The sequence below is a fragment of the Arsukibacterium ikkense genome (assembly GCF_000987775.1).
In the GTDB taxonomy this organism is placed as follows: domain Bacteria; phylum Pseudomonadota; class Gammaproteobacteria; order Enterobacterales; family Alteromonadaceae; genus Alishewanella; species Alishewanella ikkense.
The window spans coordinates 75735-91077 of record NZ_LAHO01000012.1 but is presented as its reverse complement, the minus strand read 5'-3'; the positions used below and the strand labels follow the sequence as shown (position 1 = coordinate 91077).

General features: G+C 48.2%; 12 protein-coding genes. 8 read left to right on the top strand and 4 right to left on the bottom strand.

Features of this window, described 5'->3' with window-relative positions; genetic code table 11:
* Window positions 1–38: 38 nt before the first annotated feature.
* Window positions 39–533 (bottom strand): YqhA family protein, encoded by a 495-nt coding sequence (locus WG68_RS12725; RefSeq protein WP_046558078.1) that lies wholly within the window; start codon window positions 531–533, stop codon window positions 39–41.
* Between the two features lie 320 nt (window positions 534–853).
* On the opposite strand from WG68_RS12725, the gene WG68_RS12720 reads away from it, so the two are divergent.
* Complete coding sequence (locus WG68_RS12720; RefSeq protein WP_046558077.1) at window positions 854–2434, top strand: methyl-accepting chemotaxis protein; 1581 nt, start codon at window positions 854–856, stop codon at window positions 2432–2434.
* A 1-nt stretch (window position 2435) separates the two neighbouring features.
* Window positions 2436–5252 (top strand): bifunctional diguanylate cyclase/phosphodiesterase, encoded by a 2817-nt coding sequence (locus tag WG68_RS12715; RefSeq protein WP_046558076.1) that lies wholly within the window; start codon window positions 2436–2438, stop codon window positions 5250–5252.
* Between the two features lie 15 nt (window positions 5253–5267).
* Here the strand turns inward: WG68_RS12715 and WG68_RS12710 are convergent, their stop codons facing one another.
* Entirely contained in the window at window positions 5268–6974 is a 1707-nt protein-coding gene (locus WG68_RS12710) for a class I SAM-dependent methyltransferase (protein WP_046558075.1), read from the bottom strand.
* A 76-nt stretch (window positions 6975–7050) separates the two neighbouring features.
* Window positions 7051–8184, bottom strand: coding sequence for an HNH endonuclease (locus WG68_RS12705; protein WP_046558074.1), 1134 nt, complete (start codon window positions 8182–8184; stop codon window positions 7051–7053).
* A 705-nt stretch (window positions 8185–8889) separates the two neighbouring features.
* Here WG68_RS12705 and zapE point away from each other — a divergent pair.
* The 6 genes from zapE (at window position 8890) to WG68_RS12675 (ending at window position 14336) form a co-directional block, all read left to right on the top strand.
* Window positions 8890–10356 carry a cell division protein ZapE gene (zapE, locus tag WG68_RS12700; protein WP_200897595.1) on the top strand — a complete coding sequence of 489 codons (1467 nt, stop codon included), beginning with the start codon at window positions 8890–8892 and terminating at the stop codon, window positions 10354–10356.
* Window positions 10357–10465: 109 nt separating this feature from the next.
* The gene (locus tag WG68_RS12695) at window positions 10466–10807 is read left to right on the top strand and encodes a glutathione S-transferase C-terminal domain-containing protein (RefSeq protein WP_200897594.1); all 342 of its coding nucleotides are present in this window, start codon (window positions 10466–10468) and stop codon (window positions 10805–10807) included.
* An 83-nt stretch (window positions 10808–10890) separates the two neighbouring features.
* Window positions 10891–11481: a hypothetical protein gene (locus WG68_RS12690; RefSeq protein WP_046558072.1), complete on the top strand. Its 591-nt coding sequence runs from the start codon at window positions 10891–10893 to the stop codon at window positions 11479–11481.
* 468 nt (window positions 11482–11949) lie between these two features.
* The gene (locus WG68_RS19155) at window positions 11950–12888 is read left to right on the top strand and encodes a hypothetical protein (RefSeq protein ID WP_052749083.1); all 939 of its coding nucleotides are present in this window, start codon (window positions 11950–11952) and stop codon (window positions 12886–12888) included.
* Entirely contained in the window at window positions 12878–13471 is a 594-nt protein-coding gene (locus WG68_RS12680) for a hypothetical protein (RefSeq protein ID WP_046558071.1), read from the top strand. Before WG68_RS19155 ends, WG68_RS12680 begins: the two co-directional genes overlap by 11 nt.
* 70 nt (window positions 13472–13541) lie before the next feature.
* Window positions 13542–14336 carry a hypothetical protein gene (locus WG68_RS12675; protein ID WP_046558070.1) on the top strand — a complete coding sequence of 265 codons (795 nt, stop codon included), beginning with the start codon at window positions 13542–13544 and terminating at the stop codon, window positions 14334–14336.
* Between the two features lie 327 nt (window positions 14337–14663).
* On the opposite strand, the gene WG68_RS12670 is transcribed toward WG68_RS12675, so the two are convergent.
* Window positions 14664–15278, bottom strand: a complete 615-nt coding sequence (locus WG68_RS12670; protein WP_046558069.1) for a hypothetical protein — start codon at window positions 15276–15278, stop codon at window positions 14664–14666.
* Between the last annotated feature and the right edge of the window lie 65 nt (window positions 15279–15343).

The window sequence follows — 15343 nt, the reverse complement described above, 5'->3', positions numbered from 1 at the left end:
GGGCATTACATCTTCCCAGTTGGGTGCTGCCGGTTGCTTCAGTCGTCCGCCTTATGGCCTTTCATACTGAGTGTGGCATACACGCCGGCGAAAATGACTACCGCGACCGCCAGGCCAAAGTACAGGGTTTCCAGCGTGGCGCCTACTTCAACTGCCTGCTCTAAAAACAGCACCACCAGAATCACCATGGCCACCTGGATTAGCGTCACTTTTAAATCATGAAAATTATTAATTTGCAGCGAGCTTAACAGGCTAGTCGGCCCCAGCGGCTGGCTGGAAACAAACAGGCGGTACAGCGCCACGGCAATAATCTGAAAGGTCACCGCTATTAGCAAGGTATCCAGTATTTTCAATAACTTAACTGCCAGCCGTTTACCGCCATCAGCAGATTGCGGCATGTTGCTCACGGTGTCAAACACTACATGAAACACAATGTTGGCACTGGCAGCATACAGCAGCACCGAGGCAACAGCACACACCAGTACCGTTACCAGCACCAAAAAGCGGCTACTTTTAAAAATATGCTCTATCATCCAGCCCCACCTGCAAAACCCGTTTTAACTTGGGTGTAGATTACACCACTGACAAAAGGTTGCACGGGTTTGCCAGTATTCAGCTATCACCTAGCCACCTGCAACCACTGTTTTACAGCAACCCCTACGCTGTCAGTTTAGCGGAGCGTTTAAAAAAAATTGCAACAAGAAATTAAAAATAGCCCTTCAATTTCAGGTCCAACTAATTTACTATCAGTTTAACCTTGCTTGCAGTAGGGTTAATAGCCTCATAAATAAATGAATGTTATTCAGGGATATAAAAAAAAATTCATAACCAATAATAAGGAAGAGGTGGAACAATGAAAAAGAATTTACCCGTTACCGGGGCAGAAAAAACCTTTCACTCCAGCGCTAACATTTTGTCGACCACCAGCCTGGACGGGAAAATAACCTATATCAACAACGACTTTATTCAGATTAGTGGCTTTAGCAAAGCAGAGCTTATTGGTGAAAATCATCATATCGTACGACACCCTGACATGCCACCGGCCGTGTTTAAGATGTTCTGGTCTGATTTGCACGCTGAAAAATCCTGGATGGGCATCGTCAAAAATCGCTGCAAAAATGGCGACCATTATTGGGTTGATGCTTTTGCCACACCGATAAAACAAGCCGGCCGGGTCGAGGAGTTTCAATCAGTTCGCCGCAAAGCGCACCCCGACGCAGTAGGGCGAGCTGAAAAGGTTTATGCCACCCTGATGTCAGGCAAAAAGTTACGGCAGCTAAATGACGCCATACCGGTATGGACCAAATTAACAATAGTGATGTTGCTCATTTTACTTTTGCCGCTGCTAACCGCCACTTTTGCTAATTCTGTTTTGTCTTTTATTGTGGCTTCGGTACTCGCAACCCTGGTGTCAATTGCCGCACTGTTTATCTTGTCTCAGCCACTGCGAAGTGCGCTGCAACAACTACAGCGCATTTCTGCTGATAAAGTTGCCAGGTTTGTTTATACCGGCCGCGCTGATGAAGCAGGCATGCTGCTGTTAGCCATAAAAAAATTAGAATCTGAAAATGCGGCGCTTATCGGCAGAATTAATGACATGTCAGCCATGCTCAGTGACAGTGCCCAAAATTTAAGTGCAGCGGTAAGCCAGTCTGAACAGGGTACTTTGCGTCAATTTGAACAAACCGAACAAGTTGCCACTGCAATGGAACAAATGACAGCCAGCATTGCCAGTGTGGCAACAAATGCTAAACAGACTTCTGTTGCCTCTGCTGCAGGTTTAGACATTACCAAAACCAGTAAACAGGTAGTGGATCAAAATGTGCAAACTATCTCGGAGTTAAAAGCCCTGATGAGTTCTGCTACCAGCATCATTCATCAGGTCGCTGATAGCAGCGATGAAATTGAAAAAATTCTCGAGGTTATTCTGGCAATAGCCAATCAAACCAATTTGCTGGCGTTAAACGCCGCAATAGAGGCCGCACGGGCAGGTGAGCTGGGCAGAGGGTTTGCCGTAGTGGCCGACGAAGTTCGCTCTCTTGCCAACCGCACGCAGAATTCCACCAAAGAGATCAACAGCGTGATTGAAAGGCTGCAAAGTGGTGTTAAACAAGCGGTACAGGCCATGAGTACGGGCGAGAGTGCGGCTGCAGAAAGCGAACTGAGAAGTAAACAAACCGCTATGTCGCTCGAGCAGATACTGGAGGCCATCAATAATATTTCGCATATGAGTGAACAGATTGCCCAGGCAGTAGCTGAGCAAACTCAAGTGGCCGATACCATATGTGAGAGTGTGGTCAGCATTAAAACGAATGCCCAGGAAAATCTGCAGGCTGCCGCACTTAGCAGCAAAGTTGCCGATGAAACCATGCTGATCACCAGCAAGCTGGATCAGCTCACTAATCAGTTCTGGGAATCGCAACAGGTATCGTAATATGCGACAGGTATCACATCAGTATGTATCAGCTGACAGCTTAGGTGAATTTATCACAGCGCACGGTTTAACCGCCTGCAAAGGGGTGGTGCAGGTATTTTCCGGCGCCAGCCTTGAATTAACCACCCGGCTGCAGCGAGAGCTGAAATGTCAGTTAGCCCACTTTGTGCTGATAGGTGCCTCCACCGCAGGTGAGATCTATAACGGCGCTTGTGTCGAGCAAGCCATCATCTTAAGTTTTCTGATCTTTGACAAAGAAAGCAGGGCTTTGCCCTTCAACCTGAGCCTGCAACCCGCCCACTGCGGGCCGGACACTATCCGTACGCTGTTTCCGCTGCCGCCTAAAGTTATTATTTTTTTCAGCAACGCCTTAGCAACCAGCCCTGAGTCTGTCCTTAAACTGCTGCATCAGCAGCTGCCCGGCTGTATTTTCGCCGGTGGCAACGCTGCTGACAACGCCAGCTTTATCGGTACCTATACGCTGCTGGAAGCTGAAGTCTTCCGCCAAGGCCTGGTCGGCGTAGCCTTATACGGTGACGCGCTGCAGGCACGGCAACACCAGTTTACCGGCTGGCATGCCATTGGCCAGACATTCAGGGTTACCGCCGCTGAACATAACGTGCTTTACCGTCTTAATGATCAGCCGGTACTGCAGCTGTATAAAAAATATCTGGGTGATGACATTGTCAGTGGCCTGCCAACGACGGCAATGGCGTTTCCCTTCAGGGTGCAACACGGCGAAAAAACCCTTCTGCGCGCCCCCGTTGGCGTCAGTCAGGACGGCAGCGGTATAATTCTGGCCGGTGACATTAATATCGGCGACAGTGTTACCTTTTCTTTTGCCGATATTCAGTTGCTAATGCAGGAAGTACAGACACTGGCAACGCTTAGCCAGACGGCGCTGGTTATTTACTCGTGCGCCGCAAGAAAGGCCTATTTAGGCCAGCATATTAACGCCGAGATACACAAGCTGGGCGCTAACAACCAGGCCGCAGGCGGCTTTTTCTATGGCGAATACTGCACAGCCGGCCAGCAGTTTGATTTACTGAACCTGTCAACCACCCTGCTGCTGCTAACCGAGCATGAATTACCCAGCCGCCTGATTTTTAACGACACTGCTACCCAGCCCATCCTACCGTCCCCGCTGTATACGCTGGCCCACCTGGCCACCGCCACCGGCAAAGAGCTCAACGATACCTTAGCCTTTCTGCAGCAGCATCAGCATGCCGTTAATCAGAGCGCTATTGTCTCCATCACCGATGCAGAGGGAATTATTGTTTACGTTAATAAAAAATTTGAAGATATCAGCGGCTACAGCGCCCACGAACTTATGGGTAAAACGCACCAGCTGATTAAACACCCGGCCATGCCGGCGAAAGTGTATCAAAACTTATGGCATACCATTAAACGCAACCGTACCTGGCAAGGCCTTATCTTAAATAAAAAGAAAGATGGCTCGCACTATTACGTTAAAACCGTCATCGTGCCGATCCTGGACCAACACAACACGCTAAGCCGTTATTTAAGTATTCGCCATGACGTTACCGACATTATTAAAGCCAGGCAAACCATCAGAATACAAAATACCGACGCCCTAACCGGCCTGCCAAATCGCACCCGGCTCAGTGCCGATGTTAAAAACAGCAACATTGTGCTGTTAGCGGTGTTTGATACCAGAAATTTCAAACTGCTGAACGATTTCTGGGGCATTGAACAGGGCGACAATGCCATCAGACAACTGGCGCAGCTGTTTAGCAGTGCCGCCACGTCGCTGCAATTGCAAAGCTACAAGTTTCACGGTGCCAGTTTTGCGTTCAGGCCCCTTAGCCAGATATCGCTGCCACAGTTTTCGGCAAAATGCGAACAACTCCGAAGCCAGGTAGAAGCAGCAACCCTGGAAGTGAACGGCCATCTGTTTGATATTAACCTGAGCATTGGTATCGGCGTATCTGAAACCCGGGCCATTGCGCTGGCAGAAAGCGCCCTGGCCGAGGCCAAAACATCTTATTGTTCATCGTTAGTAATAAAAACCGAGCAGGAGTTATCCGGCAATAATGCTTATCAATATATTGAACAAGTGCGCGACGCACTGCACGAAAACCGGCTAACAGCGTGGTTCCAGCGCTTAGCACCGGTAAATCATGCCGACCACCATTGTGATAAATTTGAAGCCCTGGTCAGAATAGACCAGGGCAACGGCGAATTTACCGCACCGGGCGTGTTTCTCGAACATATCAAGAAAACCCGGCTGTACGGCGCTTTAACCCGCGAAATTGTCACCATAGCGTTAAGCACCGCCCAGCGCTTTAACTGCACTATTTCGGTCAATTTATCTATTCAGGATATTCTTGATCCTCAAACCACAGAGTTCATTTTTCACAACCTTAAACTGCATAGCGGCCAGCAGATAATTTTTGAAATTACCGAATCAGAAGCAATTCGTGAATTCTCCAGCGTGGCCGAGTTCATCAGAAAAATAAGATCTTATGGTGCCCAGATAGCAATTGACGACTTTGGCAGCGGCTACTCTAACTTTGCCTACCTGGTTGATATCAAGCCTGAATACATCAAAATTGATGGCTCTATTATTAAAGGCATTGTCGATAACCAGAATAGCCGGCTGGTAACCAAAAGCATTATTGATATGGCGAAAAACTTGGGTATTAAAACCATTGCCGAGTTTGTCAGTACTGTCGAAATTTACCAGTGCTTACAACAGCTCGGCGTAGACATGGTGCAGGGTTATTATATTTCCAAACCGATACCGGCATCGGAAATTGCCGATAACCAGCAGGCTTATCTTGATGCTATGTCATAAAAAACAGGGGTTCCCCTACCACTCCGCCACCTGCAGCCGCTGTTTTATGCCTATGGCCTGAAATTGCAGGGCGTGGAATACTTCGTCAAAGTCACGGCAACCGCTGCTGATATTCGGCAGCGATAAACCGGCTTCAATAAAAAACCGTTGCTGCTCAGCGTCGCTGTGCCAGGCTTGCTGCCACCAGTCTTTTATCAGGGCACCGGACGATTTCAGCCGGGCCTGGCTGGGCAGCCGATCACGCTTTACCCGGTTTTCCTGGCTGCTGGCGGGCAGCAGGTTCCATAAATCATTATTCGGCCAGTAACTAAAGGGCACACAATGGTCGATATCGTAGCTGTACAAGCTACTGCCACTCCAGACACTGCAGACATCTTTGCCCTGCTGGCGCAGTTGCTCGACTTTTTTCCTGACCATGCCGGTATCGTGCTGCCGCTCTAACCAGCGCAACTGGTGGTGATAGCTATCCAGTGAGAACTGCTGTTGCTGGTTCAGCTCATACTTCTGCATTTCGGCAATCCATTGCTGCACCAGCAAAGGCTCAATCCAGCAGCCGTACTGGCGAAAACACAGCCACATCTCTTCGCTGAGAATAAAGCTGCCGAAACTGCCTAAAAAGGTTTTGTCCAGCAACACTGTGCTTTGCCGTGTGGTTTTACTGCGCACCATGCTAAACAGCGGGTTATCTTTATGGCCCTGCCAGATATAAGTAACCGGGCCGGCTTTAATAGTGGCCAGGGTATCGCTGAATAATTGCTGCAACGCGGCGGCGTCCTTACCGCTATAAAAGTTACCTATGGCAAAATCGTCAGCCGTAAGCTGGCTGAGTAAGCCCCAGCCTTCTGGCTTTACAAAGCCGAGGCCTTTGGCTGGATCTGAGTTTTGCTGCATATTGTTATCGACCAGCCGCTTAAACAGCCTGATCCAATACAGCGCCACTAAACCCAGTGAAATGGCGACACTGCCGTCTTGTCTGTCGACCACAGCACCAGGGTGGGCATCGGCAATCCGCACCAGAGTACGCAGCAGTGCCAGCTTGTAGGTGGAAGATTTATTGTCGTTTACTACGATATGCCGCACCTTGCTCAGGCTGCCACTGCCATCATCGGGCAATTCCAGCACCAGAGTTTGCCACTCTACCCCGGCGCGGCCACCGGCATCGGCGGTAATATCACTAACGAAACGCAGCACCAGGCCAAACTGTCTAGCCAGCGCGGCTATTTCATCGACACTTACCGGGTAGGCGGTGCGCTCATCGCTAAAGTCACCAAAGCGCAGGCTTAAAACAAAGCGGCCACCGGGCGCTAACAAGTTAGCTATTTTACGAAAAGCCCGTGGCCGCTCAGATGGCAAAATATGCATCCACACGGCACTGAGTAAGATGGTATTAAATTGCAGGTTCAGCTGATAACAGGCTTTCAGTTCAGGCAGGCTATCGTGCAGCCACTGCACTTTTTGTTGCTTCTCTCGAATTGACTGCGCATCAGTTTTTAACTGGCCCAGCCGCAGCAAATCAGCAGCCGGCTCTACCGCAATCACCTGGCAGCCCTGCCCGGCCAGCCATAAGGCATCACGGCCGCTGCCGGCACCTATATCAAGCACCAATTGCTCTTTTGGCCAGTAAGGCTGCCAGCAGGCATGCACCTGCTCAAAGCTCAGCGCATCATACTGGGCAGCAAATAACTCTGCCTGCTGGTGGTAAATATCAACGGTTTTGCTCATGCCGTAGGGTTAGGCCTTAAGGAGGTTGGGTAGTGTTGTAGCAATAATTCCTAAATCAGGCAATGCCTGTGCTTGATCAGAGCACGAAACGCTGTTGGTACAGCTCGCGATGATAGTGCAAATACTTCAGGTTTTGTGGGCGAACCTCTAAGCGCATGCCATGCCGTATGCCCAACACCTCTGGCCGCTCTAACGCCTCTGCAATCATTATCTCGCCGCTATCTGCAAATGAAATAAAGCCCCGGTCAAAAGCTTTATCCAGATTAGCCAGTAACAACAAGCCATTATCGGGGTCCAGCCGCTCAGTGTTAGTGGCTGAACGCCAGGGTTTGATATGCGACGCAACCAACATCGCCGGCATGCCATAGCCGGTAACGGCACAGCCTTGCCATTGCTCAAGCAAACTCTGTCTGAACTGGCCCTGGCCTACTCTGGCGCTTACCAGAACCGATTTTTCAGTTGCACTTAGCTCATCACTTTGCAGAATGTCGTCAACATCGTTTGTTACATCGACTTGTCCCAAGTCAGCTAAAAACTCACCGTAAGACTTTAAAGCACGGCTGTACATACTGTTGCCACGTGAGTCTTTGTCCTTAAACTCCTGCAATTCGTAAAGAGGTGTTGTAGCTAGTTGATACTCATGAAATGAACCAATTTTTGTGAGCTCGCCTATGGAAAATCGGTGCTTTATTGCCAAGTCACTTAATACCCCCCGCACTGCACCCAAATATTTTTGTGCAGTGCTTTCAGAATTACCGAATTCAAGTACCCATCGTCTATACAGTTCAGGCAAGCGCGTTAAATTTTGAGTAAGCGCTAAGCGCAGGTCTGAGCGGACTAAGCTGCTTTGCATTAAGGTGAATAGCTCATCGTCTAAATAAGCATAGGCAACCTTAGTTTTGCTATAGCCTTTAATGGTAGTAAGTTCCACACTTGGCTGCGGCTGCAGATGCCAGAAACCTTCAGAACTTAAATGGTAAAACGGGTTTTCTGGGGTATCTTGATCCTTGCCGGCTCGTAAACGCTGAAAATGCTCAGTAAAGCTTTGCTTTAAGGTCTGGTTAAACTCAATCCGGTTCTGGCTAATTACTCCCAGCTCAATCAAATCCATCACCGCCAGCAGCATGCAAACTTTATGTGGTTTGTTATGCCCTTGCAGGCGCATGGTATTTAATTCACGAAATTTAGACAGATAAAATTCCAGTGCCATCCCCAATCGCCTAATTTAACGAGCTTTTTTAATTACCCCAGTGTGCCAGGCTAAACTTCAGCCGCCAAGAAGTTATTTTCCCATTATCTCAACTTATTGTGTTTAGTGCCAAAACAGACATTCCTAGCCTTTGCAAGATTATGAACACTGTTGTTATATCCGGTTTTCATCTAGACGCCGCCATCGCTTGTTGGGCGGGTTCACCCGCATTTGTAGCGTACTCAAATATTAGCTGTACCTATAAGTTATTGTAAGTTTTACAAAAGCGGTGTAGTGTTCGGTACATTAAATTTACAAATGCAGGTTAACCCGTGTTTAAGTACAGGGCGACCGGCCCAATAAGCGTTAAACAGATAGAGGAATAGATCTAGTGTTATCACCTCGCACGAACCGACTGCTCCTAAGGCATTTCGATGCATTAGATGATGTGGTGGTTTGCCGACTCACACGTAAACGACCCTGGCAAGAGGAAGCTCTGACTGGGCTTCTCTGTGATTTACTAGATGCGGAAACCCGAGAGGAGGAAAGGGTCTCTTATACGCTTTCGCAACTCCTCGAAGATCTTGGGGAAACCGACGAGGTAAATTGCGCATAAGTCCCAAGACCTGAGACAATCGAAAAAGCGGGAAGAAGCGGACTTGATCGTACTTTCCTTACCATGTTGATAAACTCATCATGTTGATGATGAAGACGGTGATGAAGAATATGGCAGCACAACATCGCGTTGCTCGGCGGTCCCTCCCGACAGGCCCCGTGACAGCGGCGTATAAACGCAAGGTGGATGCGGAGGAGGTGCGACGAGATGACGCGCAAGTCGCTCTGGCGGCAAAACTCGATGCCCTGCACGAGTCTCTTACCTCGCTCCCACCAGTACCCATGCGCACCGACAGACCGTCAGAGAGCAGCTCTACAAGCAGCAGTCCGCTGTTACTGTTACTGACGCGATCCTTGGCATCCGCTCAGTCCTTTCTTCGAAAGAAATTCCATTTGTGGTCTTTTGGTCCACCACCGCGAGGCATGTACATTCATGGACCGGTCGGGGTCGGCAAGAGCTTTCTAATGGATCTCTTTTACGCGTCGGTTAATGTTCCTGATGATGATTCTTGCTGTAATAATGACAGCCACAGCCTCAAACACGTAAAAATTACCAAACGCCGCGTCCACTTTCATGAATTCATGCTAGACGTCCATCATCGAATCTTTGTCTACAAACAGAAGCACCCACGAGATGATGCGATACCCATCATTGCGCAGCAATTGGCACAGGAAGCCCAACTCCTCTGTTTCGATGAATTTCAAGTAACAGACGTTGCCGATGCCATGATTTTGAAACGACTTTTTTTATTATTATTGGATTGGAATGTCGTGGTGGTGGCCACCTCGAATCGCTCCCCCGATGCCTTGTATGAGGGAGGCATTAACCGATCCCTCTTTTTGCCATTCATAGACATGTTAAAACACACGTTCGACATTATCTCCATGGAGGATTCCGCCATGGATTATCGACTCGAAACTCGAGCTGATGGTCAATCCTATTTTTGGTCAAACAAGGATGTTCACGGCGATAATAATAGTGATAACAACATGCAGGCGCAGTTGAAAGAAATATTTGGTGGCACTGCATCCAGAACTGAGGCCGAGGCCATTCACGTACCCTTCGGTCGCACCGTCCAGGTCGCCCGATTGAATGACCGGTGCGCCTGGTTTGACTTTTCCGAGTTATGCTACCAACCACTCGGCGCGGCTGATTATATTTCCCTCTGCGACCGATTTCAGGTCCTCATCATGGACCGGGTGCCGCAATTAGACGCCAATCACCTCGACGAAGCGCGACGATTCGTGACCCTCATTGACGTGTGTTATGAATCTCGCACCCGCTTGGTGCTGGCGGCAAAAGTCCCGCTCGATGAGTTATTTGTCGAGTTTAAAGCGCAAGTTGAAAGCAGTGATGGAAATGAAGAGTTGTTTGTCAGTGAGAAGGGGGGAAACTCGAGTTCCTTTGCGACGACCATGATTCGCACCAAAGAGGGTGAAGAATTTGAGTGGTCGGCGACGGGTCGAAGTGGCGTGTCACTGGCACAATTATCGGCCGCCAATGATCTCGCCTTTTCCTTTAGGCGAGCCGCGTCTCGGTTGGTAGAAATGGGTGGAAAGGAATGGGGACGGCAATGACGAAAGCTTTTTACCTTGCAAACCATTGAACCTATGGCAGATTTTTACCTAGGGAACATGCGAAGCAGGGAGTGAGTTACTTTCGTCAGACAACTTCCAGATTGCGAAGGTGCAGCAGTGGCAGTTTTTTGAGCAGTACAGTCACGAACCATATATAGCGGTTGCGCGCTTCATCGCCAAGTATCTTGGTTTACCTCAAGAAAGGATGGCAGAATACGAAGCCAAGCAGTCTGGGGGACATAAGGCACTGGCAGTTATGGAGAAGCAGCTTTCAACTTCTCCCTACTTAACCGGCTACTGCCTGTCCACAGCGGATATCAGCCTATATGGGTATACTCATGTGGCTCATGAAGGTGGCTTTGATTTGAATGAGTACCCATCAGTCCTGGCATGGATTGGCAGGATACAAAAACAACAAAAGTACATTGGTATGGTGCAGGTTGGCATTTAACAATTTGCTGCACCGGAAAAACAACTCGCTGGCGCTCGCAATTTTCCGGTGAGCAAAGGCGTTAGCTATACAGGAGAATATCTTTGACGATTAAGTGGTGGGAAAAAACAGTAGAATATCTATTTGTTAAAAAACATGTCTCTGAGACTAACCTTGTAATGCCTCTGGATGGTAAGGATGAGTCTCAAGGAGACACAATTCTTGGAAATAAAAATCAATGGATTTTAATCGAGTTTAAAAAAGACAAAGATTCAATTGTCTCTGAAAAAAAGAAATTTCATGATTTTAATGCCGCATATAATCAGTTGAAAGATCGAGATGGGCATCATCATATTATTTACGGGAGCCCAGTCAGACAGGGAATCAAGGTCACACTAGCTCTTAAATCTCAAACGTACTTCTCTTTTGTTGAGAATAATAGTATTGAGTCAGCCCTTCAAACAGGCATTAAATTTGAAGTTTTTCATCAGTACGTAAAGGAGTTTATATCGTTTAAAAAATCCACAGAAAAAGACTCTGGTGGCGTTGTATTAGATACTAACTCCAATGTAATTGGTGTGTCATCAACAGGAGAAGTCATCGAATGTATGACAATGAAAGAATATGTAATCAAGTACATTCCAGAGCTAGCTCCGGTACAACGTGTAACAAACACTAATACATTAAAGCGCTAATATAACCAACGATCTGTTTAACAAGGAAAAATACCGTTGGCTTGTACTCCTCCGTCGCTAAGTCTAACCAACTGTATTTTTTATGTTAGCAGTGCGTTACTCATTCACTGGTGTCACAGACATGGAGCAATAATGCGTTTCAAATTACTGAATTTTTTGCTTTTACTGATTACATTGGTAACCAAGCCAAAGTCTTGGATAGTCACAGGAAAAAGGGCGCGTCCCTAAATACCACTAAATACCATGGAAAAAGGGCGCGTCCCTAAATACCACTAAATACCATTGGCTGACCTGACCACCATGGCTAAGGCAACAATGGGCCCCCCGCTCGCTGGATGAGGCATTGGTATTTTTGGTTAATAGCAAGGCTGGTTGTTAATTATCTGGTAAATTAATTGTTTCTTTATTCTTGTGCCTCATATCTTCCTTGTTATAATTGGCACTATTGTTAATCAAGGAAGACACAACATGCGAGTTCCTAATAGCCACCGCTATGCCAGCCATCAAGCCGAAAAAATAAAAAGAATTCAGCGACAAAACGAAATTGCCCACGTGCTGGAGCAGCATAACACCACCTTGCTGGTGATGAATTCTGCTGAATTTGTCGAGTTAGCGCTTAATATTAAACAGCAAAGCGGCATGACCGAGTTGCAATCCCGGCAGTGGCTGATAGCTTTGCTTAACCTAACAGATGCCTCGAAAAACGCATGGCAAGTGAATGATACTAAAATAAAATTTATCTCTGGTTTTACCTCAGCGGGGTTAGATGCCGCGGCTATGGCCATTATTGCCCGGGACCTGCAGCGTGGCGGTAATGTTTTTGCGAAGTTTCAGGTGCAGCAATTCCAGGGGCAGCAACATATTGTTTTCGAAGGTTATGCAGGCCTGAGACAACACCTTACCGGCACCCGGTATTTGGCGGCCAATCCAAAAATTGTTTCTATGGGTATAGGCAAACTTGGTGCACTAAAAGCGATTAAAATTGGATTTGCCGTAACTATTGTTGTCTCGGTAGCGTTTCATGGCCTGGATCAGTTAATGAATGATCAACGTACCTGGCATCACTTTGTCGGCGGTGTGGCGGCTGACGCGATATACAGTTGTGCAGTGGCTGTTGGCTCATGGTCCCTAGTTGCTTCAGTGGTTGGGGGGGCTTCCATGATGGCGATTGGACCTATACTGGCAGTAGTTTTGGTTGGTGTGGCTCTCGGCTTGATTGTCTACCTTTTCGATAGCCATTTTGAGCTTTCAGAAAAATTAGCGGCGTTATTAGTAGAATTCGAAGCACAACTAAACGCCGATGTAGCCAGTCTAAAACAGCTTAAGGTTGATTATCAACGCGACCGGCAGGGCTTCCTTAAAAGGTTGTTTGCCATTCCGGACATAAGGCCGTTCCATGACAATTAATTCTCGGACTGCTAAACCCTTAACGTTTTCCGGCCTAGTTTCCACTGGCTTGATTCTGCTTTTTATTCTTACTGTTAGCATTTATGGAAGCTTTGAATTATTTCTTATTATCCGGCAGTTGGTTAATATTGAGGATAGGCCTTTATATATTATGGGTAGTCATAATGTAATGGCTCTGGTATTTGGTATTCCGGGTCTATTGCTAGTTGCAGTTTCTCATATTTTGAAAGACTTAAATAAGCTGACTGCAGAGCGACTTAATTTAGGTTTTAAAATAATTGGTTTTCTTTTGGTCGCGATGATAGCAACCCGAATTATTTACGGCGGCTTTTTTCTGGATGGTTATCTGGAAAAATATGGTTATAGCTATTGTGGTCCTATGACAGCGCCAAAAGCCATGGCTATGGAAGTTTGGGTAAGTGACCCTGGTTACTGTCTGGAAGATAGTCGCAACGTTAGTAGCGAAGTACGGGATTGGTTGGATGCAAAAAGGGCAGCCGGTGAGCGGCCTACCGCAGCAGAGGCGGAACAAAAAATAAAGCAATTGGCACAGGCTAATCAGGCGCGCTTTAATCGATTCTAGTTTGATGCAACTTTAAGCAAGACAGGTATACTACCCAATTACGCTCCCCTCTCAGACTTTAGAAGGCCCGATGACAGCCGACACCCACTATCACCTACTCGTTCCCACCTACAGCAATGACTTTAACACCTGCTTTTACTGCGGCTGCATTTCGGCCGCGCATGACTATGCCCCGCCAAAGCAATACTTTGAGTTTTATGTTGCCACCCGCGAGCCCAGTGAGTTTTTACAGGTACCCAGCTGCTTGGAATGTCATGAACACCTGAAGGCCTGCAAGGCCGGTACGTTGGAGGAGCGGCGCAAGTTTGCCAATGACAAGTTAGCCAAAAAATACGCCAAAGCGCTGACCATTTATGACATGTGGACTGAGGACGAGCTGGCCGGGCTGGATTTTAGCCTGCGCCACAGTATTGAGGCCGGTTTAAAGCTGGGGGCGGAAACTACCGAGCGGCTGAGTTACCCGGGCTTTGCTTTTGAAGCGGCCGGGGTGCAGCATAATCTGGCAGAACAGGCCCCCAGTTGCTTTGATGTATTTGGCGAGCAGTTTACCCACTTTCGTGAGGCGCTGGATTTTGCCAGTAAAGCCTACCGTATACCGAAAAACGCCTTAAAAGAAGCCTTTGCCGATAACGACAATAACTTTGAGCAGGCCATTCAGGCCGTGCATAAAGCAGTGGCCGCTAAAGAATTTAGCCAGCAGCTGAAACAGCAGTGCAGCGACTTTGCTAAAAAGCATAAACAGGCGGTGATTTTTGTGCATAAACAGGTAGAGCGCTACCTGAGTGAAAACGAAGAGATGACCATTAGTGAAGCGCTGATGCATTTATTTGAAACCCGGATTAAGCCGCAAAGCCGACCCGGTTAGCCTGATAGATAAAGTTAAACAGTATGCATTTTGAGTAAACAAAGATTCCCGCCTGGCAGAATCGGTTTACTCTAAACCGACCGTTGAAGCCCTGGACGGGCGGATAAAAGCGTCAGGAACGCTTTTAAACAGCCTGGCTGGCCCAACGGGTAAACTTCATGGATGAAGTTTATAAACGAGCCCCCATGGATGGGTTTACGGCGTGTCGGTGTGGGTAAATCGGTTCAGCCCATACCCATGTTTACCAAGTTAAACCTATTCAGCCCGCTGCCGATACCCTGTTACTTAGCACAATAAGGGCCGGAATATGCAACTTACCTCACCCCCCTACTCTATAACCATAAAAGCCCGGGCGCCGAGTTCCCGCGCCAGTGCGCGTAATTCTGCCGCCTGGCGGCAGGGCGCAAAGGCAAAGCAGCTAACATGTAAGCCGGCATCACTGGCAGTATGAATAAACTGACACAGCTCGCTAAAACCATGCTGTGTTGGGTGTACCGCCTGCTGATAGGCCGGCGGGTTAGTGGCCGGCAAATACAACTCCAGCTTTTCTACCCCCAGTTCAGTTAGCTGCTGGCAAAGCGCCGGTGCCCCTGCCGGTGCGACTAAACCATAACTGACCAGGGTAACCGGCACACCGTGGCGCTGCGCTTTAAAGGCCGGCAGCAACTGCGCTAACAACGCAGTATGCAATAAAGGGTCTCCCACCCCGGCGATGGCCAGCCCCTGCAGCTCAAATTCGGTAGAGGCCTGCTGCTCATAACCGGCCTGATAGGCCTGCTCAATCGCCGCCAATAACTGCTGCGCAGTAGGTGCAGGCGCCAGCTGCGCCTGCAAATCTGGCTGCCCCGCCAGTTGCAATAAAGATTGCGCCGCCGGCAAGGCCGGGCCGCATTGCAGCGTTAGCCGATGTTGTGCCATATAGCTGTAAGGGTTAACTAACATGTACCACTCCTGCCCGGATAACTCGTGTATTAAACCAGTGTACTAAAACCAGTGCAGTGTACTAC

What these genes read in the sequence shown, in the direction of transcription:
- WG68_RS19155 (WP_052749083.1), top strand. Translation starts at nt 11,950, where the DNA reads ATGCGAGTTCCTAATAGCCACCGCTATGCCAGCCATCAAGCCGAAAAA.
- WG68_RS12715 (WP_046558076.1), top strand. Translation starts at nt 2,436, where the DNA reads ATGCGACAGGTATCACATCAGTATGTATCAGCTGACAGCTTAGGTGAA.
- zapE (WP_200897595.1), top strand. Translation starts at nt 8,890, where the DNA reads ATGGCAGCACAACATCGCGTTGCTCGGCGGTCCCTCCCGACAGGCCCC.
- WG68_RS12710 (WP_046558075.1), bottom strand. Translation starts at nt 6,974, where the DNA reads ATGAGCAAAACCGTTGATATTTACCACCAGCAGGCAGAGTTATTTGCT.
- WG68_RS12675 (WP_046558070.1), top strand. Translation starts at nt 13,542, where the DNA reads ATGACAGCCGACACCCACTATCACCTACTCGTTCCCACCTACAGCAAT.
- WG68_RS12720 (WP_046558077.1), top strand. Translation starts at nt 854, where the DNA reads ATGAAAAAGAATTTACCCGTTACCGGGGCAGAAAAAACCTTTCACTCC.
- WG68_RS12680 (WP_046558071.1), top strand. Translation starts at nt 12,878, where the DNA reads ATGACAATTAATTCTCGGACTGCTAAACCCTTAACGTTTTCCGGCCTA.
- WG68_RS12705 (WP_046558074.1), bottom strand. Translation starts at nt 8,184, where the DNA reads ATGGCACTGGAATTTTATCTGTCTAAATTTCGTGAATTAAATACCATG.
- WG68_RS12725 (WP_046558078.1), bottom strand. Translation starts at nt 533, where the DNA reads ATGATAGAGCATATTTTTAAAAGTAGCCGCTTTTTGGTGCTGGTAACG.
- WG68_RS12670 (WP_046558069.1), bottom strand. Translation starts at nt 15,278, where the DNA reads ATGTTAGTTAACCCTTACAGCTATATGGCACAACATCGGCTAACGCTG.